Annotated in this window: 21 protein-coding genes, 1 pseudogene and 1 riboswitch; of the genes and pseudogenes, 19 read left to right on the top strand and 3 right to left on the bottom strand. The window is 42.7% G+C overall.

From position 1 onward, the window contains the following. Window positions 1-122 precede the first annotated feature (122 nt). Window positions 123-1,391 carry a PTS ascorbate transporter subunit IIC gene (locus ACFVSH_RS13500; protein WP_387603573.1) on the top strand — a complete coding sequence of 423 codons (1,269 nt, stop codon included), beginning with the start codon at window positions 123-125 and terminating at the stop codon, window positions 1,389-1,391. Window positions 1,392-1,509: 118 nt separating this feature from the next. Beyond that, entirely contained in the window at window positions 1,510-2,355 is an 846-nt protein-coding gene (locus ACFVSH_RS13495) for an HAD family hydrolase (protein WP_387706376.1), read from the top strand. A 144-nt stretch (window positions 2,356-2,499) separates the two neighbouring features. On the opposite strand, the pseudogene ACFVSH_RS13490 reads toward ACFVSH_RS13495, so the two are convergent. Continuing rightward, window positions 2,500-2,838 (bottom strand): annotated as a pseudogene (locus ACFVSH_RS13490) (YmaF family protein). Between the two features lie 211 nt (window positions 2,839-3,049). Between ACFVSH_RS13490 and ACFVSH_RS13485 the strand changes: the two are divergent. From ACFVSH_RS13485 to ACFVSH_RS13435, 11 genes are all read left to right on the top strand, one after another. Then, entirely contained in the window at window positions 3,050-4,027 is a 978-nt protein-coding gene (locus tag ACFVSH_RS13485; RefSeq protein ID WP_387706374.1) for a zinc-dependent alcohol dehydrogenase family protein, read from the top strand. Window positions 4,028-4,187: 160 nt separating this feature from the next. After that, on the top strand, window positions 4,188-5,498 hold the full coding sequence (locus tag ACFVSH_RS13480) for an amidohydrolase family protein (protein WP_387706372.1): 1,311 nt from the start codon (window positions 4,188-4,190) through the stop codon (window positions 5,496-5,498). Window positions 5,499-6,090: 592 nt separating this feature from the next. Then, on the top strand, window positions 6,091-6,459 hold the full coding sequence (locus ACFVSH_RS13475) for a nuclear transport factor 2 family protein (RefSeq protein WP_387706370.1): 369 nt from the start codon (window positions 6,091-6,093) through the stop codon (window positions 6,457-6,459). Between the two features lie 95 nt (window positions 6,460-6,554). Beyond that, entirely contained in the window at window positions 6,555-6,725 is a 171-nt protein-coding gene (locus tag ACFVSH_RS13470; RefSeq protein ID WP_387706368.1) for a hypothetical protein, read from the top strand. After that, window positions 6,722-7,027 carry a GNAT family N-acetyltransferase gene (locus tag ACFVSH_RS13465; protein ID WP_387706366.1) on the top strand — a complete coding sequence of 102 codons (306 nt, stop codon included), beginning with the start codon at window positions 6,722-6,724 and terminating at the stop codon, window positions 7,025-7,027. The genes ACFVSH_RS13470 and ACFVSH_RS13465 overlap by 4 nt, the downstream gene beginning before the upstream one ends. A gap of 128 nt (window positions 7,028-7,155) precedes the next feature. Further along, window positions 7,156-7,267, top strand: a riboswitch (SAM riboswitch). A 300-nt stretch (window positions 7,268-7,567) separates the two neighbouring features. Beyond that, complete coding sequence (locus ACFVSH_RS13460) at window positions 7,568-8,584, top strand: methionine ABC transporter ATP-binding protein (RefSeq protein ID WP_387603593.1); 1,017 nt, start codon at window positions 7,568-7,570, stop codon at window positions 8,582-8,584. 20 nt (window positions 8,585-8,604) lie between these two features. Then, complete coding sequence (locus ACFVSH_RS13455; protein ID WP_053537357.1) at window positions 8,605-9,255, top strand: methionine ABC transporter permease; 651 nt, start codon at window positions 8,605-8,607, stop codon at window positions 9,253-9,255. Window positions 9,256-9,276: 21 nt separating this feature from the next. Further along, the gene (locus ACFVSH_RS13450) at window positions 9,277-10,149 is read left to right on the top strand and encodes a MetQ/NlpA family ABC transporter substrate-binding protein (protein ID WP_387706364.1); all 873 of its coding nucleotides are present in this window, start codon (window positions 9,277-9,279) and stop codon (window positions 10,147-10,149) included. Between the two features lie 81 nt (window positions 10,150-10,230). Then, window positions 10,231-11,433, top strand: a complete 1,203-nt coding sequence (locus ACFVSH_RS13445; RefSeq protein ID WP_387706362.1) for a M20 family metallopeptidase — start codon at window positions 10,231-10,233, stop codon at window positions 11,431-11,433. Window positions 11,434-11,621: 188 nt separating this feature from the next. Further along, a complete protein-coding gene (locus tag ACFVSH_RS13440) occupies window positions 11,622-11,828 on the top strand; it encodes a Fur-regulated basic protein FbpA (protein ID WP_387603599.1) in 207 nt (68 codons plus the stop codon). 25 nt (window positions 11,829-11,853) lie between these two features. Next, window positions 11,854-12,048, top strand: coding sequence for a Fur-regulated basic protein FbpA (locus ACFVSH_RS13435; RefSeq protein WP_387603602.1), 195 nt, complete (start codon window positions 11,854-11,856; stop codon window positions 12,046-12,048). Here ACFVSH_RS13435 and ACFVSH_RS13430 read toward each other — a convergent pair. Then, window positions 12,029-12,649 (bottom strand): dienelactone hydrolase family protein, encoded by a 621-nt coding sequence (locus ACFVSH_RS13430; protein WP_387603605.1) that lies wholly within the window; start codon window positions 12,647-12,649, stop codon window positions 12,029-12,031. The two genes, ACFVSH_RS13435 and ACFVSH_RS13430, sit on opposite strands and share 20 nt — an antisense overlap. Window positions 12,650-12,842: 193 nt before the next feature. Here ACFVSH_RS13430 and ACFVSH_RS13425 point away from each other — a divergent pair, with 193 nt between their 5' ends. The 3 genes from ACFVSH_RS13425 (at window position 12,843) to ACFVSH_RS13415 (ending at window position 14,473) form a co-directional block, all read left to right on the top strand. Beyond that, complete coding sequence (locus ACFVSH_RS13425; RefSeq protein WP_387603608.1) at window positions 12,843-13,457, top strand: undecaprenyl-diphosphatase; 615 nt, start codon at window positions 12,843-12,845, stop codon at window positions 13,455-13,457. A 140-nt stretch (window positions 13,458-13,597) separates the two neighbouring features. Beyond that, on the top strand, window positions 13,598-14,023 hold the full coding sequence (fabZ, locus tag ACFVSH_RS13420) for a 3-hydroxyacyl-ACP dehydratase FabZ (RefSeq protein WP_387706380.1): 426 nt from the start codon (window positions 13,598-13,600) through the stop codon (window positions 14,021-14,023). A 33-nt stretch (window positions 14,024-14,056) separates the two neighbouring features. Beyond that, window positions 14,057-14,473, top strand: a complete 417-nt coding sequence (locus tag ACFVSH_RS13415; protein WP_387603611.1) for an NUDIX hydrolase — start codon at window positions 14,057-14,059, stop codon at window positions 14,471-14,473. A gap of 69 nt (window positions 14,474-14,542) precedes the next feature. Here the strand turns inward: ACFVSH_RS13415 and ACFVSH_RS13410 are convergent, their stop codons facing one another. Beyond that, the gene (locus ACFVSH_RS13410) at window positions 14,543-15,124 is read right to left on the bottom strand and encodes an LOG family protein (protein WP_192206446.1); all 582 of its coding nucleotides are present in this window, start codon (window positions 15,122-15,124) and stop codon (window positions 14,543-14,545) included. Window positions 15,125-15,222: 98 nt separating this feature from the next. Here ACFVSH_RS13410 and ACFVSH_RS13405 point away from each other — a divergent pair, with 98 nt between their 5' ends. From ACFVSH_RS13405 to ACFVSH_RS13395, 3 genes are all read left to right on the top strand, one after another. Then, on the top strand, window positions 15,223-15,543 hold the full coding sequence (locus ACFVSH_RS13405; protein ID WP_387706360.1) for a MazG nucleotide pyrophosphohydrolase domain-containing protein: 321 nt from the start codon (window positions 15,223-15,225) through the stop codon (window positions 15,541-15,543). Window positions 15,544-15,816: 273 nt separating this feature from the next. Next, the gene (locus tag ACFVSH_RS13400; RefSeq protein ID WP_387603615.1) at window positions 15,817-16,395 is read left to right on the top strand and encodes a TetR/AcrR family transcriptional regulator; all 579 of its coding nucleotides are present in this window, start codon (window positions 15,817-15,819) and stop codon (window positions 16,393-16,395) included. 68 nt (window positions 16,396-16,463) lie between these two features. Continuing rightward, window positions 16,464-19,631 carry a bifunctional cytochrome P450/NADPH--P450 reductase gene (locus tag ACFVSH_RS13395; RefSeq protein WP_387603618.1) on the top strand — a complete coding sequence of 1,056 codons (3,168 nt, stop codon included), beginning with the start codon at window positions 16,464-16,466 and terminating at the stop codon, window positions 19,629-19,631. The last annotated feature ends 245 nt before the right edge of the window (window positions 19,632-19,876 follow it).

The following is a 19,876-nucleotide window of genomic DNA, read 5'->3' as shown; positions in this document are numbered from 1 at the left end:
GTCAGCTGGATGATGGAACCCGGACGATCGTCACACTGGAAAACATGATGAGCATTCCTGAAATCACATCGAAGTTGGCTTCACATCTATAAGAAGTAAACATAAGAAGAGGGGGAGAGGCAATGCTGGAACTTATCATGAATGACATCTTGGGTACACCTTCCATACTTGTGGGGCTGTTTGCCCTCATCGGCCTGCTGTTACAGCGGAAATCCAGTGCGGATGTTGTATCTGGAACGCTAAAAACCGTCATGGGCTTCATTATCATTGGAGCGGGAGCGGCAGTGCTCATTGGCGCCCTTGATATATTCAGTAAAATGTTCGATCATGCATTCAATGTACAAGGCGTCATACCGAATAACGAAGCCATTGTCGCAGCCGCCCAAAGTGATTTTGGGACTTCGACTGCACTAATCATGGTTTTTGGTATGGTTGTCAATGTTTTGCTGGCTCGTTTCACGCCATTTAAATATATATTCTTAACGGGACACCATACCTTATTCATGGCTTGTTTACTTGCAGTCACGCTTTCGGTCGGCGGGCTCGATGGATTTCCGCTTATCTTGGTCGGTTCCATTCTATTGGGAGTATGCATGGTGATGTTCCCAGCCCTCCTTCAGCCATACGTACGGAAGATTACCGGAAGCGATGATTTTGCCATCGGACATTTCGGGACAATAGGATATTTTGTATCCGCGACTGTTGGAAAATGGTTTGGAAATAAGGAAAAAACGACAGAGCAAATCAAGGTTCCAAAATCTTTAGGATTCCTGAGGGACACATCAGTCGCTGTATCGCTTACAATGACGATGTTCTTCGTGATCGTCGCATTATTTGCCGGACAGAACTATATTGAAACGGAATTATCCGGCGGTTCGAACTTCATCGTATTCTCTTTCATCCAGGCGATAACATTCGCTGCAGGAGTCTATATCATCCTTGCAGGAGTACGGATGTTAATTGCTGAAATCGTCCCTGCATTCAAAGGGATTGCCGATAAAGTCGCGCCGAATACAAAACCTGCATTGGACTGTCCGACCATTTTTCCATTCGCTCCAAATGCAGTGATCATCGGGTTCCTATTCAGTTTCTTGGCTGGACTATTATCCATGTTCCTCCTTCCGGTACTTGGATTGAAAGTAATCGTTCCAGGGCTCGTACCGCATTTCTTCACCGGAGCTGCAGCAGGAGTATTCGGAAATGCCACAGGAGGCAGACGCGGAGCGATGCTAGGATCCTTTGCCAACGGGCTCATCATTAGTTTCCTGCCGGCAATACTCCTGGTCTTCTTGGGGGATGTAGGGTTCGAAGGTACCACATTCGGTGATTCGGACTTTGGTGTGGTCGGTCTCTTGATCCTAAGCGTCATGAAACTTTTAGGATTATCCTAAACTGTTATACTGATAAGTAAAGAAACAAAAATAAATGAATGAAACCAACAGCCTAAGATCTTTATAGATAATGGGCTGTTGGCATTTTCATATCAATCGGATTTTTGAGGTGATTTGCATGACCAACAAAGCGATTGTGCTCGATTTGGATGGCACGACATTGAACGAAAGAAACACTGTGAACGAGACGCTGGAACAATACATAGGCGAACTCAGGAAAAGAGGCAAGCTGATTTTCATTGCAACAGGAAGGACGCTTGAAGAAATGAGGGACGTTTTGCCATCCGGCATGGAAGCCGATGGAGTGGTGACTGCCAATGGAATGTCCGTATTCATCGGAAAGAAGCAGATAGTCGAACACGCCCTGCCGCCGGAACTTGTGGAAGAATTGGTCGCCAAAGCAGGAGCGGAAGAGATTTTTTACGAAGTTCATCCGAACGATGGAACACGGATGGCATTACTTAAAGATAAAGACTATATGGTTAAACAAGGTTTGATGCCAAAGCCTGAGACAGTCGATGAAAATGAATGGCTATCAAGACAGGATGCAGTGGAAGACAAAATAAGATGGTCAGAACAACTGGATATAGGCAGCGTAGCCAAAATCTACTTCTTCAGCAATGAAATGAATACGATTCGAAAATGGAAAGCGGAGCTGGGGAAAATCAAGCAGTACAATGCCTTTACCACAGCCTCCTCCACCCATCATAATGTAGAAGTGACCGTGGAAGGCATCACAAAAGCAACAGGCGTTCACCTGCTGCTGAAGCATTTCCAGCTGGCACCGGAAAATATCCTGGCAGTAGGCGATGGCGAAAATGACCTCCCGTTATTCCAACTCGCCGGGCATTGCGTTGCCATGAAAAACGCCACGGACCTGGTCAAAGAACAAGCCGCTGAAGTGACGGAGCATTCATATCGAGAAGACGGACTGTATCGCTTTTTAAAGGGAATGTTTCACTAAGATAACCTGGAAGGCAAGAATAAGATCTAATCTTGCTTGTGGGATTTGAACGTTGATTGGATGCATTTAGAGTCAGACGATCGAAGGCAAAAAAACATCAGGGGGATTTCACATCCCCCTGATGTTTTTTGTTTATCATGTATCTTATTTATTCCCTGGAGCAGGTTGATCGATCCCTTTAATTCTATGGCTATGCCCATCATCTTCCGTTGTGTGAAAATCGTAATAGTGAACGTGCATGCCATTTCCAACCGGAATGGGTGGTCCCGAATATGCCTCCTACTAATGCCTCTGCCACTCCTCACCTCTCACAGATCCTACACTATTTTGACTCTCTCCCCCCACCGGTGAGGGAATTGGCGTGGAAGTTACATCTAAACATTGATGGACATGGCCTTCAGCTACGGAGGTATAATCAACAGATCCATGATTATGATGTGGTACGAACCCAGATACAAAATCATCTTTTCCTACTTTATTCAACCTCTCCACCCCTTGTATAAACAAACGTTTTATAAAGCATATGCTTGGAAAAATAAGAAGATTCTTAACGTAAATTTATGTAAAGGGATTAACACGTGAAAAACCACAATACATGAACATAAATCCAGGGTTAAAAGCTCTTTAAGTGCCAGGTGGGATCAGTTTAAATGATAAAATAGAAAGACTAATGAATTGAAGGAGGATTATCATCTTGGAAGCCAAATGTGTTAAGTTCTATGAGTTCGGGAATCCGCAAAAGGTTTTAAAAGTTGAAAATAAATGTATTCAAAAACCGTTCGAGGGGGAAGTCCTCGTTCGGATGACTACACGTCCCATTAACCCGTCTGATTTGCTGCCCATTCGCGGTGCATATTCCCACCGAATTCCCTTGCCTTCCATACCCGGTTATGAAGGGGTCGGCATTGTAGAAGAGGTGGGTCCATCGGTTTCGAACGAGCTGATAGGCAAGCGTGTTCTGCCTTTGCGCGGTGAAGGGACCTGGCAGGAATATGTTAAAACATCAGCGGATTTGGCCATCGTCATTCCCGATTCGATCGAGGATTATATTGCAGCGCAATTATATATAAACCCGATAACCGCATGGCTAATCTGTACAGAAGTATTGGCATTGAAACCGGATGATGTATTACTCGTAAATGCTTGCGGATCTGCCATTGGGCGTATCCTTGCCCAGTTATCCAAGATACTTGGATTTAAGCTGATTGCTGATACGAGAAACAATAAGTATACGGAGGAACTGCTTAAACTTGGTGCTTCATATGTGATCGATACGTCCCGATCATCCTTGCATGATGAAGTGATGGAATGGACGAATGGGCGCGGAGCGAAAGCGGCCATAGATTCAGTGGGCGGCAACGATGGTTCAGAGCTAGCTTTTTGTGTTCGGCCTAATGGCATCTTATTAACGATCGGCCTTTTATCAGGACAGTCTGTAAATTGGGCGGAAATTTCACAAAGGACAAAAGTGGAAGTTAAAATGTTTCATCTTCGGCATTGGAATCAGCAGGCTTCTGTACAAACTTGGCATGAAATGTTTAACCTTTTGTTGGGTTTCATTAATGATAAAAGATTGAAGTTCATGATGCCGGCTTCCTACTACAGCCTTCAAGATGTGCAAAAAGCCATTCAAGTCGCCAGCAATGGAGGGAAGATTTTCTTAAACAACTAATTTCGCATGAGTCATGCATCTTGGAGCTCTTCCAATAGGTTCCTAAGGTAAATGAAAATGACCCCTGATAATATGGAATTACTTGATTACCTGTAAGGTGCTAGTTTAGAATGCGGAATAGACCATGTTGATACATGATACGACTTTGGAGGAACTACTTATGAAAACCATATATGTGAATGCTATATTTTTTACTATGGACAAGGAAAATCAAATCTTTGAAAACGGCATGATGATTGTACAAGATCGTACCATATCCTACATCGGCCAGCATGATGAACAACAATTGGCAGATGCAGATCAAGTGGTCAACCTTGGCGGGAAATGGATCATGCCAGGCCTTGTGAATGCCCATTCGCATATTGTAATGACCCTTTTACGCGGTATCGGGGACGATATGCTGCTGAAGCCATGGCTTGAAACGAAAATATGGCCGCTTGAAAGCCAGTTTACAACGGAAATCGCCTCTGTAAGCTCTCAGCTTGGCATTATGGAAATGATGAAATCAGGAACCACGACATTTTCGGATATGTTTAATCCGAATGGAATAGATGCAGGTGCTGTCATGGAGACGATAGGCGAAACAGGAGTGCGCGGAGCCTTCTCCTACACGATCTTCAGCTTGGGTACCGAAAAAGACCAAAAAGCGAACCTCATGGGGGCAGAAATGTTTTCAAAAAACTATAAAACGTTTGCCGATGGACGCCTGACTGCCATGGTCGCCCCACATAGCCCATATGCCTGCACACCTGAAGCGATCATGGAAAGTGCACGGATTGCAAAAGAGAATGATTTGATGGTGCACATCCACGTATCGGAAACGGATTTTGAAATCCTCGACATCCAAAAGCGTTACGGATCCCGTCCTGTCGAGCACCTTCGCCGTCTAGGTCTGTTCGATCAGCCTACCGTGATGGCACATGGTGTGGTTCTCAATGATGAAGAGCGGGCGATACTGAAACAGCATGATGTTCGCGTTGCCCACAATCCAATCAGTAACCTGAAGCTCGGATCTGGAATTGCCGATGTCGTCAGCCTTCTTGATGCAGGCATTAAAGTGGGAGTAGCAACAGATGGCGTCGCCTCCAATAACAACTTCGATATGTTCGAAGAAATGAGGACAGCTGCATTACTGCAAAAAGGAATCTATAAGGATGCCACTAAATTCTCTGCCCAAACAGCACTAGCCATGGCCACAAGAATGGGAGCAGAAGCGATAGGCATGAGCCATACAGGATCACTGGAAGCTGGTAAAAAAGCAGATTTCATCACCATTTACCCATATGACAAAGAACACCTGCAGCCGCTGAGTGAAGCCTATTCGCACCTGCTTTATGCAGCACGCGGAAATGATGTTTGTGATGTGTATATCGATGGCAAAATGGTCGTGAAAGAAAGACATTGCTTAACGATCGATGAAGAAAAAGTAATCGCCGAAACGAATCGCCTGCAAGGTACACTATCACGTTAACCTGGTGGGAAAACAAACGGATGCACAGAAAAAGGAGCTGCCATTTGCAGCTCATTCGAGTTTGTAGACAAAAGGGGTGCAGTGTGAATATTTAAACAAAGTTGCTTGGAACGGAAGGTACGAGACTCCTGCGGGAAAGCGAGTCCAAGGGAGACCCCACAGGCGCCAAGAGCGCCGAGGAGGCTCCCGGACCGCCCGCGGAAAGCGAGTGCCTGGAGTGGAAATCAACATTCATATTTTAACTCCCAATCTTAACATCGAGTTTGTCTACAGTCTGAAAGGAGCTGCCATTTGCAGCTCCTTCTTTTTATGGACCCAATGATGAAGATGTGGGAGGACCAGTAAGGAATAGTTCGCAGCGAATGGCCGTCAAAAAGGAATGACCGCTAGTAATGTAGAATAAATTGTAACTAACACTCTGAAATCCGTCCTGAGTCCAGTTTCTTGGAAATATGGAAACAAAGTAGGTATGGCAAAAATGGTTAAATACAAAAAATGCTGCTGACCGCAAAATATTAACCAACTGGATAAAAAATCTTTGCCACAATGGATCATGAATTTCACCAATAGCTGAAAAAGGAGGACAAGATGAATGGATAGTGAATCTTCATTATTAAAAGAGCATTTGTATCAGCTAGAGGAGAAATTGTTAAAATCTGAAGTCCGTAAATCACCAGAAGAGCTTTCAATATTATTGAAAGATGATTTCTTTGAGTTCGGCAGTTCGGGTAACATATGGTCTAAAAACGATTTTTTGGGACAAGAGGGAGCCGGATCGGTGAAGATGACAATAAGTCAATTTGATATGCATCCATTGTCTGAGGATACCGTTTTAACGACGTACCGGATTTTTGATGAAGATAAAGTGGAACATACCTTAAGGAGTTCAATCTGGAAATGTACGAATGGAAGATGGCAAATGTTTTTTCATCAAGGCACGAAAACGAAAGGGCCCCGCTAGGCCTATTATTTATGAATAAGAATTATCATAAAAATGCGTAAGTAAAATGAGATTTGCTTGTTTAAAAAAATATTTCAATAAAATGATTGGGGTGGGTGAATCTGATCTTTCGTACCATTGATACCGATAAAGATAAAGAGATTATCATTAAATTTAGGAAAGATTCCTATGTTGTAAGTTTTGGATCTGAAGATGGTTTTGGAGATGAGAATACATATCTGCAACGAATGAAAGAACGGGTCCGGAAATTTCCGGATGACAGGTGATCATTGAAAAGGACCAAGAACCGATTGGCCAGATGGAACTTCAAATTCGGGAGTATGAAGGAACAGAGATTGGCTATGTGAATCTTTTTTATCTTATTCCCGATTACCGCAGTAAAGGCCTTGGCAAGGAATTGGTTCGCTATGCAGAAAACTTTTTCAGGCAATTTAACGTCTCCGAATATCATTTAAGGGTTTCTCCGGATAATGGAAGGGCGATTCGTTTATATACGAATTCAGGCATGAAGAAGATAAGCGAAGAAAATGAAAAATACCTTGTATGGAGAATGAGCAAATCGATTTAAAGTTATATTGATATAATTAAAATCTATCAATTCACTATACTATAAAAATATTTAGCGTGATGAAAAATATGGTTGACTTTAGAGAAATTAGAATATATAGTGAAGGACATAATTAAATATAACGTTAATTCTTATCAAGAGATGTGGAGGGACTTGGCCCTATGATACCTCGGCAGCGGGTTTTTACTTTTGTAAAAATACTGTGCTAATTCCAACGGACGAAAGTTTGAAAGATAAGAAGGAGCTTTTCTTAGATAATTAATTTAAGAGTTTACTCTTTTTTTATGTCTAAAAGAGGCCTCTTCTGTCTGATGACGGAAGAGGCCTCTTTTGTTTATTCAAAATGTATATGGTTATTTGGAGAATTGGTGCAATTACTCGTAAGTTTGGCAGATTTACTCGTGAGTTTCACGCATTTACTCGTGAATTCCGCGCATTTACTCGTGAATTCCAAAAATTTAACCCTATCATTATGAAACTTGGCAAAGCTCTTCTCTAGATAATGAATTCGTACAAATAAACAGCATGGGGGGAGATTGGATGATTGAGTTTCAACATGTCAAAAAGGTTTATCAAACAAAGAAACAGACTGTCGAGGCTTTGAAGGGCATCAATTTGACAGTGGAAAAGGGGGATATATTCGGTGTAGTCGGTTATAGCGGGGCCGGGAAGAGTACGTTGATCAGGTTGGTCAATTTGCTTGAACATCCTTCAGATGGTTCGGTGATTGTTGGGGGCAAGGATTTAACCAAATTGAACCCGAAGGAATTGCGGGCAGAAAAGAAAAAAATCGGGATGATTTTTCAGCATTTTAATTTGCTGAACTCAAAGACCGTTTTTGATAATATCGCCATGCCGCTGATTTTATCGGGAACCCCTGGTAAAGAAATCAAAAAGCGGGTAGGAGAGCTGTTGGAGTTCGTTGGCTTATCGAGCAAAGCAAAGAGTTATCCGGAACAATTATCCGGCGGCCAAAAGCAGCGGATCGGCATTGCGAGAGCATTGGCTACCAATCCATCGATCTTATTGTGTGATGAGGCTACCTCGGCATTGGATCCACAAACAACGAGTGCTGTTCTGCAGCTCTTAAAGAAAATCAATAAAGAATACAATATCACCATTCTGCTAATCACTCATGAGATGTCTGTCATTAGGGAAATTTGCAATAAGGTAGCGGTCATGGAGGGCGGATGTGTCGTTGAACAAGGTTCGGTTTTCGAAGTTTTTGCGAAGCCGCAAACGGATATTGCAAAAAACTTCGTGAGAACGGTCATACATGACGAAATCCCACAAAGTTTCCTAAAAAGCATAGGGTCCCATATCCCGATTATTTGGAAAATTAATTTTATTGGAACTACTTCGGGTACTCCTTTACTTTCAACGATCTCGAAGAAATATGATGTTCATTTAAGTGTTTTATCAGCCAATATTTCTGAAATTCAGGAAACGCCTTTCGGGAATTTGATCATCGAAGTGACCGGGAACAAAAATGAGGTGGAAAAGGCTTATCAATATATTAAAGACGAGGGGATTCTCGTCCAGGAGGTGCAGATTTAATGGTTAATACGCTTTGGGGAATGGAAATAACGGCAGATCAGCTGTCGACAGCTTTCGGTGACACACTTTATATGGTAGCCATCTCATTGGTATTTTCCGGATTGATTGGGCTTCCGCTCGGTATCCTGCTTGTCATTACAAGAAAGGGTCACATCCTGGAGAATAAATGGGTCTTTAATGTATTGAACCCGATCATCAATATATTGCGGTCGGTTCCTTTCATCATCTTGCTTGTAGCACTTATTCCGTTTACAAGAATGATTGTAGGCAGTGCAATCGGAACGAATGCGGCCATTGTTCCGTTAATCTTTTACGCGGCCCCTTATATTGCCCGGCTTGTGGAGAACTCCCTGTTGGAAGTGGACAAAGGGATCATCGAGGCAGCTCAGGCGATGGGGGCGACGACATGGCAAATCATTTACCGCTTTTTGATTCCCGAGGGACTTAGTTCATTGATCCTTACATTTACAACAGCGACAATCGGGCTTGTTGGTTCTACGGCCATGGCAGGTGCCGTCGGTGCAGGCGGGGTCGGAGATCTAGCTTTGGCTTACGGTTATCAAAGGTTCGATACGATGACGATGATCGTCACGGTGGCGGCGCTCGTGATCATCGTTCAATTATTGCAATCCACCGGGAATTTCGTTTCAAGAAAAATCAGAAGAAGATAAACATAACAGGAGGTAGGAGAAATGAAGAAAATCTTATTAACGATCATCGTATTGGCATTGGCCATCGTGTCTGCAGCATGCGGGAAAAAAGAAGGTGCATCAGGCGGTTCGGATGATGTGAAAACAGTGAAAGTCGGTGTCAGCAGCGGGGATACGAGAACATGGGAATATATTGTCGATATAGCGAAAGAGGAAGGGCTTAATATCGAACTGGTCACTTTCAATGATTATATCCAACCGAACCTTGCGTTAAGTGAAGGTGAAATCGATGCCAATTCATTCCAAACGGTCGCTTACTTCGATGAATTCGTTCAAGATCAAAATCTGAAATTAGAGGCCATCGGGTCGACTGTCATTGCGCCCATGGGCCTTTATTCGAAAAAACATAAAAGTCTTAAGGATCTTCCGGATGGTGCTACGATTGCCGTTCCGAATGAAGCGACAAACTTCGGCCGTGCACTGCTCCTTCTTCAGGAAGCTGGATTGATTACATTGAAAAAGGAATTCAATGGATCGGGATCATTGGAAATCATTAAGGATAATCCGAAAAAATTGAAAATCCAGCCTGTTGCTGCCGGCAATACGCCTCGTTTATTGGATGATGCCGATGCTTCAGCCATCAATAATAACTTTGCTGTCGAAGCGGGCCTTACTTTAAAAGATTCATTATTCCATGAAAGTAAAACGGCGAAACCATATATTAATATCATTGCAGTTAAAAAGGGAAATGCCGATCGTCCTGAGCTGCAAAAATTAGTGGAGCTTTATCAATCGAAAAAAGTGGAAGCGTTCATAGAAAAAACGTTTAAAGGAAACACCATTCCTGCATATGTTTCTGTCGATGAATTGGTCAATTACCAGGATGCTTGGACAAAACCAGCAAATGAAAAATAATGCTTGAGACCAAGTGGAGGAATGCCGGATGGATGCAAGATGCCTATCCGGCTCCTTAAACCAAAAAGGGGAGATACGAATATGGCGAGAGAATTAGTGCAGAAGCAGCATCAGCAGATCATTGAAGATCACATCGACCTTCATTCCAAATTATATATCGAAACGAGTCAAGCCATTCATGCCAAACCCGAAATTGGGAATCAAGAATTCTTCGCTTCGGATACATTAACCGGAATACTTCGAAGCGAAGGATTTGAAGTGACCCGCAATATTGCCGGACATGAAACAGGATTCATCGCCAAAAAAACCTCTTCAAAGAAAGGACCCACAATTGCCTTTTTAGCCGAATATGATGCATTGCCGGGTTTAGGCCATGCTTGCGGTCATAATATCATCGGCACGACGAGTGTTGCAGCTGGCATTTCCTTGGCTCAAGTACTGGAGGAAACAGGCGGAGAGGTGATTGTTTTCGGAACACCGGCAGAAGAGGGCGGGCCGAATGGAAGCGCAAAAGGCAGTTTTGTGAAGCACGGTCTATTTGATGGGGTGGATGCGGCGATCCTTATCCACCCTGCCGGGAAAACGGGTGTCACAAGTCCGTTTTTGGCTGTCGACCCCCTTGATTTTCATTTTTACGGGAAGTCAGCGCATGCAGCAGCAGCACCTGAAGAAGGCGTGAATGCACTTGACGCGGTGATTCAGCTGTTCAATGGCATTAATGCTTTGCGCCAGCAGCTACCAGCCGAGGTCAAAATCCACGGAATCATCACCAATGGCGGGGAAGCGCCTAACATCATTCCTGAATATGCTTCCGCCAGATTTTACATTAGAGCAACAACATGGAAACTTTGCCAAGAAGTGTCCAAAAAAATACGTGCTGTTGCTGAAGGTGCTGCACTTGCCACAGGAAGTAACGTAAAAGTTGAACGCTTCCAAAATGAAGTGCTCGATTTTGTCATTAATCCAGTCCTGGATGAACTGTTAAAAGAAGAACTGGCTCAATTAGGGGAAGCGGTGGCTCCTCGAAAAGAGAGCGGCTATGGTTCGACGGATGCAGGTAATGTAAGCCATGTAGTGCCGACAGCACATCCTTACATAAAAATTGGCCATGATGAGCTGATTGCCCATACGAATGAATTCCGCGACTGTGCCAAATCTCCTGCTGGAGACAAAGCCATCCTGACCGGAGCAAAAGCCCTTGCACTTACAGGGTATAAATTGATTTCGGATCAAGACCTGTTGGATAAAGTGAAAGCAGCATTTCATGAAGCGAAGCAAAAATAAATAAGATGCAGGAAAAAAATTATTGACTGCGGATTACAGAGTTAGTATCATTAAAAATAATAATACCTAGTAATTAAATAGGAATTATAGGTTAATTGACCGGAAAACCGGAGACTTTTCTTTCATGTAAAGAGGTGTCTCCGGTTTTTTTGAATGGGCAAGCCGAAAGATTATAAGGAGGATTTATCATGGGGATATTATTACGTAAAGCGATTGAGAAAAAAAGAAACTTCCTGATAAACAAGTTAATTAACGAGGGGGTTTATAAAAAGAATGACAGCCATCTTTTTGAATTGACCTTAACCGATTTAGAGAATGAATATATGAAAATAAGGAAAATCGGGGAGAAGGAATCCGACGGTCATTCCCCCTGTCTAAGGATAAATTTCATATAATCTCAGAATAAAAGGAGATGGAGAAATGAGGAAGGGCGTGGAAGAAAGGCGGGAGGCATTGATCTATAAACTGATGATCCATACTGTAAATAAGAGTGTGGAACAGTTGAAGAAGTTAACTTTAAAAGAATTGGAAACAGAGTATAAAAAGGTTCAAAATGACTGTCATCCCCATAGTGATGCGGGTTCGATACATTGGATCAATGCAAAACGGCATTAGGCCGATGTTCATGATCCATAAAAAATTTCATCATTTTGCTAACGGCTATCTGTGCTGATTCTGCATGATAGTTTGAGCTGTAAGGGTCGCTGAATCCGTGTTTTCCATTGAATTTATGAATTTCGAGATTCTGTATTTCTAAAGCTGAAATTAACTCGTCCACATTAAATGAAGGCTCTTCCAGTGGGAAAAATAGCAATGCAGGGCATTGTGGCGCTAATTCTGCATAATTCCTAATGCGCGAACCGTAGTATCCAACTATTCCATCGACACATTCTTCCTCACTGCACAGCCATGCTACAGTTGCCCCTGCACTGAATCCAAGGATAAAAATCTTTTGGTATTCATCTTTAATATCCGATAATATATCCTTTATTTTATGTAAAGCGCCCGTGAAACCTACGTTCTCCATAAAATGCCGATACGCAGCCTCCTCTTGGGAATAATCAAAAGGCGTCTCCCGTTCTAACAAATCGGGACAAATCACATCTAAACCCTGTTTTGATAATAACTCACAAAAACCCTGCATATGTTGGTTCAGTCCATATATTTCGTGGATGACAATGATGACAGTATCGGAATTTTTCTGAATGTGGAGCATTTTTATCCCTCCTCGTTTTTTAATGGATTATATAGAGTGTTCAGGAAATATACAAGAAGATTTAATACACTAGCGGAACTAACACGCGTGTGACAAAGTTGTAAGATAATGGATCGAACTGTTAGGAAGAACGATGGAGATTTACTTCCTTTCTCTTTTAATATGAAAGAAAAAGAGGAAGGTTGGGTAAGGAATGGATATTTTTGAGCTGAATATCAATGTATTTAGAATGATCAATGACCTAGGGAAACAATATGATTATTTAAACCCTTCTGCCATTTTCATTGCCGAGTACATGGTTTTTTTCTTAGCATTAGCTGTCATCGTAATATGGTTCACTCGAAATGAACAGAGTAGAATGATGGTTGTTTGTGGGATGATTACATTTGTAATAGCAGAAATGATGGGGAAGATGGCAGGGAAATTGCATTCAAACAATCAGCCATTTGCTGAATTGACCAATGTTAATAAGCTGATTGAAAAGGCAGTGGATAATTCATTTCCAAGCGATCACACCATCTTGTTTTTCTCGTTTTGTATATCCTTTTGGCTTTTCAAAAGAGGATGGTGGCTGTTATGGATCATGCTGGCTTTCCTTGTTGGCATTTCCCGTATTTGGGTAGGTGTCCACTTTCCGGCGGATGTGCTGGCCGGAGCTATCCTGAGCACCATTTCAGGATTGGCGGTTTACATTGTTGTTCCTAAAATAAGCTTGATTCATAAATTATTAGGGGGCTATGAGAGGTGTGAACAAATGATTCTATCCCCGTTGACAAAATCGAAGGAAAAAAGATCAAAGGATTTGTAGGCGGAATCAAGAAACAGGGTTGCTCAGGCAGCCTTTTTTTGTTGAACGGAGTGCAGTGTGATAAATACAAAAATATCCACATCATGTTGTTGGATGGTAAAATAAAGGGAAAACAATCCATTGCAATGGGGGACTTAATATTGATTGATATCCAGGAAATCAAAGATATTATCAGGCATCGCTATCCATTTCTTTTAGTTGATAGAGTACTGGAATTGGAAGAAGGAAAGAGAGCGGCGGCCATTAAAAATGTTTCAGCAAATGAAGAGTTTTTTACTGGCCATTTTCCAAATTATCCAGTGATGCCAGGCGTATTGATCGTGGAGGCATTAGCGCAGGTTAGTGCTGTTGTCATGCTTACAAAAGAAGAAAATAAAGGGCGGATCGGGCTTTTGGCTGGAATCGATGGATGTCGTTTTAGAAAGCAAGTAAGGCCAGGGGACCAGTTACGTTTAGAAGTAGAGATTACTCGCTTGAAAGGTCCCATTGGTAAAGGAAAAGGAAGGGCTACTGTCGATGGAGAAATTGTATGCGAGACAGAGCTCATATTTGCTTTTGGTGATTGATCTATCATGTGCAATAACGGGGGAATGATGGTGATGCCGATAAAAAAAGCCTACGGGTATGTGACAAGAATCAATAAGGGAGTAACACAGGTATTGGTTTTTCAACATCCCATTAAGGAAGCGGGTATACAGATACCCAAGGGAACAGTGAGGCCTCAAGAAGATGCTTGCCAGGCGGTGATTAGGGAAATGAAAGAAGAAACAGGTCTGGAAAATTTTCATGTGCAGATGTTTATTGCAGAAGATTTTTGGGAGAACGCAGATGGTGCCATACATAACAGATATTTTTATCAAATACGTGTATATGATGTTCCTGATGAATGGGACCATCAGCCAACGGGTGGAGGAGATGAAGAGGGGCTGACATTTCATTTCTTCTGGATTTCATCCGAACATGAAGTGCAACTTATTAAAGGGCATGGAGATTATTTAAACCTGATATTTCCGTAACCATTAAGTAGGCAGCAGTTTATCACAACCGGCCAAGGTCATTATTGATCTTGGCCGGCTGTTTTATGATCAGGTTTGTTTTTCGGTAATGAAAGTTTTTACGCTTGGCGGTTCATATGTATTAAATTGATCAAGAAGTCCATTTGGTTCAACATCTACCAGCGCCATGGAACGGAATTTTTCATGCAGGAACTGTTCGTCGGACATATGATTGAATAAAGCGACCAAAGGATCATAATAGTGGTTGATATTTAAGAGTCCGCAAGGTTTTTGATGAAGACCGAGCTGAGCCCAAGTGAAAATCTCAAAGAATTCTTCCAATGTTCCTGGCCCGCCTGGCAAAGCCATGAACCCATCTGCAAGCTCAGCCATTTTTGCTTTTCTTTCATGCATGGACTCCACCACGATCAATTCAGTTAAGTTCTTATGCGCTATTTCCTTTTTTTCTAGAAAATCTGGCATGACGCCAACTACTTTTCCGCCTGCTTCCAGAACGGAATCTGCAACTGCGCCCATGATCCCTACACTTGAGCCTCCATAGACCAGGGTAATATTACGTTTTGCCAGTTCCGCACCCAGTTTTTTAGCCTCATCTACATAGACAGCAGATGCACCTTTGCTTGATCCACAAAATACAGCTAGACTTTTCAAAATATCACATCTCCCCTTTAGTAATCTTCCTTTCTTATCATACAAAATTCAGGAAGATTTGTTAAACTTGAATTAATCTAACTGAAAGGCGGATGAATATGAACGTCACTGAATTTCAACAATGGGTAAAAGATTATTATGAAGCACGAGGATGGTCAGAATTGGACATTTTCATTCGCATCGGCTTTTTGGCAGAAGAAACTGGCGAGGTGGCACGAGCCATTCGCTCCCTTGAAATTGGCAGGGATAGACCTGATGAGGTTAATGGTTCGTATGAAGAAAACAAACAGGAGTTAACCGAAGAATTGGGAGATGTGCTAGGAAACTTGATTGTGATTGCGAACAAGTACAATATCCCATTGGAAGAAGTGTTCAATGCCCATAAAAAGAAACTATCTGAACGCTATCATCATGCATAAGAACCTTTGATTCAATGGATTAACATGAAAATCATCCTGTTTTAAACTTGAAGAGCTGTGACTAACAGCTTTTTTTATGGGTAAATGATAGTTCGTATTACCTGTTTGATTCCTCGAAAATAAAAAAATCCAGACTTTAATCCCCCTTTGTTAACAAATAATTCACAAAATCTGGGTAGTATGCGCGATTGAGATGGGATTTTATTGGGTATACACTTACACTGAAAGGAATGAACATTCATTCCGCATCTTGAAAAAAAGGGGTGAATCATTATGATCACTGCAGTAAATAAACGAGACAGTATAGTATCCAGCGCTTTAGAGCTATTCGCAGAACGGGGATATGATGCGACGACGATTCCGATGATTGCTACATCGGCTGGAGTTGGAGCGGGTACCATTTATCGTTATTTCGAGAATAAGGAAGTGCTGGGCAACAAGATTTTTCAAGAGTACTTGGATATTTTTACTGAAACGGTCAAGAATGGATTTCCTCATGATGATTCAATTCGCAATCAGTTTCACCATATTTTTAAATCAATGGTTCACTTTACAACCGAGCAGGAGCAAGCAATTTATTTTATTAAAATCCATAGTGGAGCCCATTTTTTAAATGAAGATAGTCATGCTAGCTTTCAAGGGTTATTGGATATATTTAGAAATTTCTTTGAATCAGGAAAAGAGAAAAAAGAAATAAAGGAGCTTCCTTCATCCGCTTTGATTGCCATCATTTATGGAGCTTTTCTTGAACTTGAGCGACTTGTTCGCATCGGGGAGTTAGATCCTGACCCAAAACTTTTGGCAGATGTGGAGGAAAGCTTCTGGGATGCAGTCCGATTGCATTACTGGTAAATTTTAACACGTAAACGGAATGAACGTTCATTCCGCATTCTAAACTATTGTAAAGAGGTGCTAATAAAATGGAAAACACAACTCAGTTTCCACAGCCAAAGACATATGGCCCCCTAGGCAGCCTGCCTATCATTGATAAGGATAAGCCGCTTCAGTCCTTCATGAAGCTGGCACGAGAACTTGGGCCGGTTTTTCAGTTTCAATTTCCGGGTCGAATCACTACATTCGTATCCAGTGCCGACCTCGCAAAAGAAATTTGTGATGAAACAAGGTTTGATAAGAAAGTCGGTCCAGCCCTGCAAAAAGTGAGAGCATTTGGCGGCGATGGCCTTTTCACAAGTGAAACGGAGGAGCCAAATTGGAAAAAGGCCCATAACATCCTGCTGCCCAGCTTTAGCCAGCAAGCAATGAAGGGATATCATGCCAAAATGGTGGATCTTGCTACCCAACTCATTCAAAAATGGGCACGATTGAATCCGGCTGATGGGATAGATGTTCCTGAAGATATGACACGATTGACCTTGGATACGATTGGACTCTGCGGGTTCAATTACCGTTTTAACAGCTTTTATCGGGAGACCACCCATCCATTTGTCACCAGTATGGTGCGTGCGTTGGATGAAGCGATGAGCCAAACGCAGCGGCTTGGCATCCAAGATAAACTGATGATCAAATCTAAAAAACAATTCAGGGAAGACATTCAATATATGGTCTCTCTAGTGGATGAATTGATTGCTGACCGAAAACAAAATGGTGATCAGGGAGAAGATGACCTTCTTTCCCATATGTTGAAAGGAGTCGATCCCGAAACGGGCCTATCACTGGATGATGAAAATATTCGCTTTCAAATCATTACCTTTTTAATAGCTGGGCATGAAACGACGAGCGGTCTCCTATCGTTCGCCATCTATTTCCTCATGAATAACAGAGATAAGTTAAAAAAAGCGCAGCAGGAAGTCGATGAAGTGCTAGGTGATGATGTTCCTGATTACAAACAAGTGAAAAAGCTGAAATATGTAAGGATGGTGCTGAATGAAACGCTTCGTCTGTGGCCGACAGCTCCGGCGTTTTCCGTTTATGCGAAAGAAGATACCATGCTGGGTGGAAAATATAATGTGAAGAAAGGCGATGTGTTCTCGCTGCTCATTCCCGAACTACACCGTGATCCATCCGTTTGGGGTAATGATGTTGAATCGTTCATTCCAGAGCGGTTCGAGGATTTGGATTCCATCCCTTATCATGCTTATAAACCGTTTGGAAACGGGCAGCGTGCCTGTATCGGACAGCAGTTTGCCCTTCATGAAGCGACACTGATGCTTGGTATGGTTTTACAGCACTTTGACTTGATCGATCATGAAGGATATCAATTGGATGTTAAAGAAACTTTGACTCTCAAACCGGACGGATTGACCATGCGCGTTTCACCGAGGAAGCCGGCGATGTCATTTACCGCTGCTCCTCCAGAATCAAAGCCAGTGGACAAAAAAGCCACGGTATCTTCAAGCGAATCAGCACATGGGACACCATTACTCGTCCTGTTTGGGTCAAATATGGGAACAGCGGAAGGGATTGCTCGTGACCTTGCCGAAACAGGGAAGCGACAAGGCTTCAAAGCCAAGGTTGCCCCTTTAAATGATTACACCGATCGGCTTCCTCAAGAAGGAGCTGTTCTTATAGTCACGGCATCTTATAATGGAAATCCACCGGATAATGCAGGTGACTTCGTTTCATGGCTGAAGGAAAGCAAGGGTAACACATTGGATGGTGTTCAATATGCGATCTTCGGCTGCGGGGACCGCAATTGGGCCAATACGTACCAACGCATTCCAATCGTCATTGATGAGCAACTGGAACAAAAAGGAGCAGTGCGGCTGTCGGAAACAGGCTATGGAGATGCAAGCGATGACTTTGAAGGAGATTACGAGAAATGGACAGAAGCCCTTTGGCAGAATCTTGCCAAAACCCTGAACATTGAAGTGAATAGGAATGATCGGGCAGTCAGCTCGATTACGATGAACTTCGTAAGTGATGTGAGCGGCACACCACTTGCCCGCACCCATCATGCTTTTACTTCCATCGTAAAAAGGAATGTAGAATTACAACATGAAGATAGCGGAAGAAGTACACGGCATATAGAATTAACTCTGCCAGAGGGAATACATTATCAGGAAGGCGATCATCTCGGGGTACTTCCGCAAAATCCATCGGAACTTGTCGAGCGAGTGCTCAGTCGATTTAATCTGAACGGTCAAGATTACGTGAATCTGACTGGGGATTCCGGAAAAGCTGCCCATCTTCCTACAGGAAAACCGGTAAAACTAGAAGAATTACTATCAAACCATGTGGAGTTCCAAGAACCCGCCACCCGGTCTCAAATTCGGGCGCTTGCCGCTCATACGGTATGTCCTCCGCATGTAAAAGAACTTGAAGATCTACTTTTGGACAGTACCTATAAACAAGAAATCCTGAACAAGCGCATAACCATGCTTGACCTTATAGAAAAGTATCCTGCATGTGAAATCCCATTTGAACGTTTCCTGGCTTTACTGCCACCTTTAAAAGCAAGATACTATTCTATCTCAAGCTCACCACTCCACAAAGAAGGAGAAGCAAGCATCACCGTCAGCGTCGTCCGTGGAGAAGCTTTGAGCGGAAACGGGGAATACAAAGGAATTGCATCGAATTATTTGGCTAATCGCTCCCAAGGAGACAAAATGGCCTGCTTTATCAATACGCCGCAATCCAACTTCCAACTTCCAGAGAAAACAGGAGAACCAATCATCATGATTGGACCTGGGACAGGAATTGCACCATTCAGGGGATTCATACAGGCACGCCGCGCTTTGAAAGAAAAAGGTGAAACTTTAGGGGCTGCTCACCTTTACTTTGGATGCCGTAATCCGGAACACGATTTCCTCTATCAAGAAGAACTCGTGCAAGCCGAACAAGAAGGCCTTGTAACACTGCACACCGCTTACTCCAGATGTCCCGGTCAAGAAAAAACATACGTCCAGAACCGATTAGCGGAAAACGCCCATGAAATCCTTCCTTTATTAAAAGAAGGCGGGCACCTATACATCTGCGGAGACGGAAGCAAAATGGCACCCGATGTTGAACGAACACTAATCGAAAGCTATATGCATTTCTATCAAACATCGAAAGAAGAAGCCACAATATGGCTGCAATCATTAGAGGAAAATGGCAGATATGCCAAAGATGTTTGGGCAGGAGCATAAATAGGAGGTGCAGCGATTCTTAAGGGAATCGCTGCTTTCTTTATGCATGAAATGATAAAAATGCGAATTCACGAGTAAATAGCGTAGATTCACGAGTAAACAGCGTGAACTCACGAGTAAACAGTGTGAATTCACGAGTAAACAGCGAATTCACGAGTAAACAGTGCGAATTCACGAGTAAACAGCGTGAATTCACGAGTAAACAGCGTGAACTCACGAGTAAACAGTGTGAATTCACGAGTAAA

Origin of the sequence: Peribacillus sp. NPDC058002 (assembly GCF_042886655.1) — a bacterium.
Classification (GTDB): domain Bacteria; phylum Bacillota; class Bacilli; order Bacillales; family DSM-1321; genus Peribacillus; species Peribacillus aracenensis.
The sequence above is the reverse complement of the archived record's forward strand: the minus strand, read 5'-3'. Positions and strand labels throughout refer to the sequence as shown.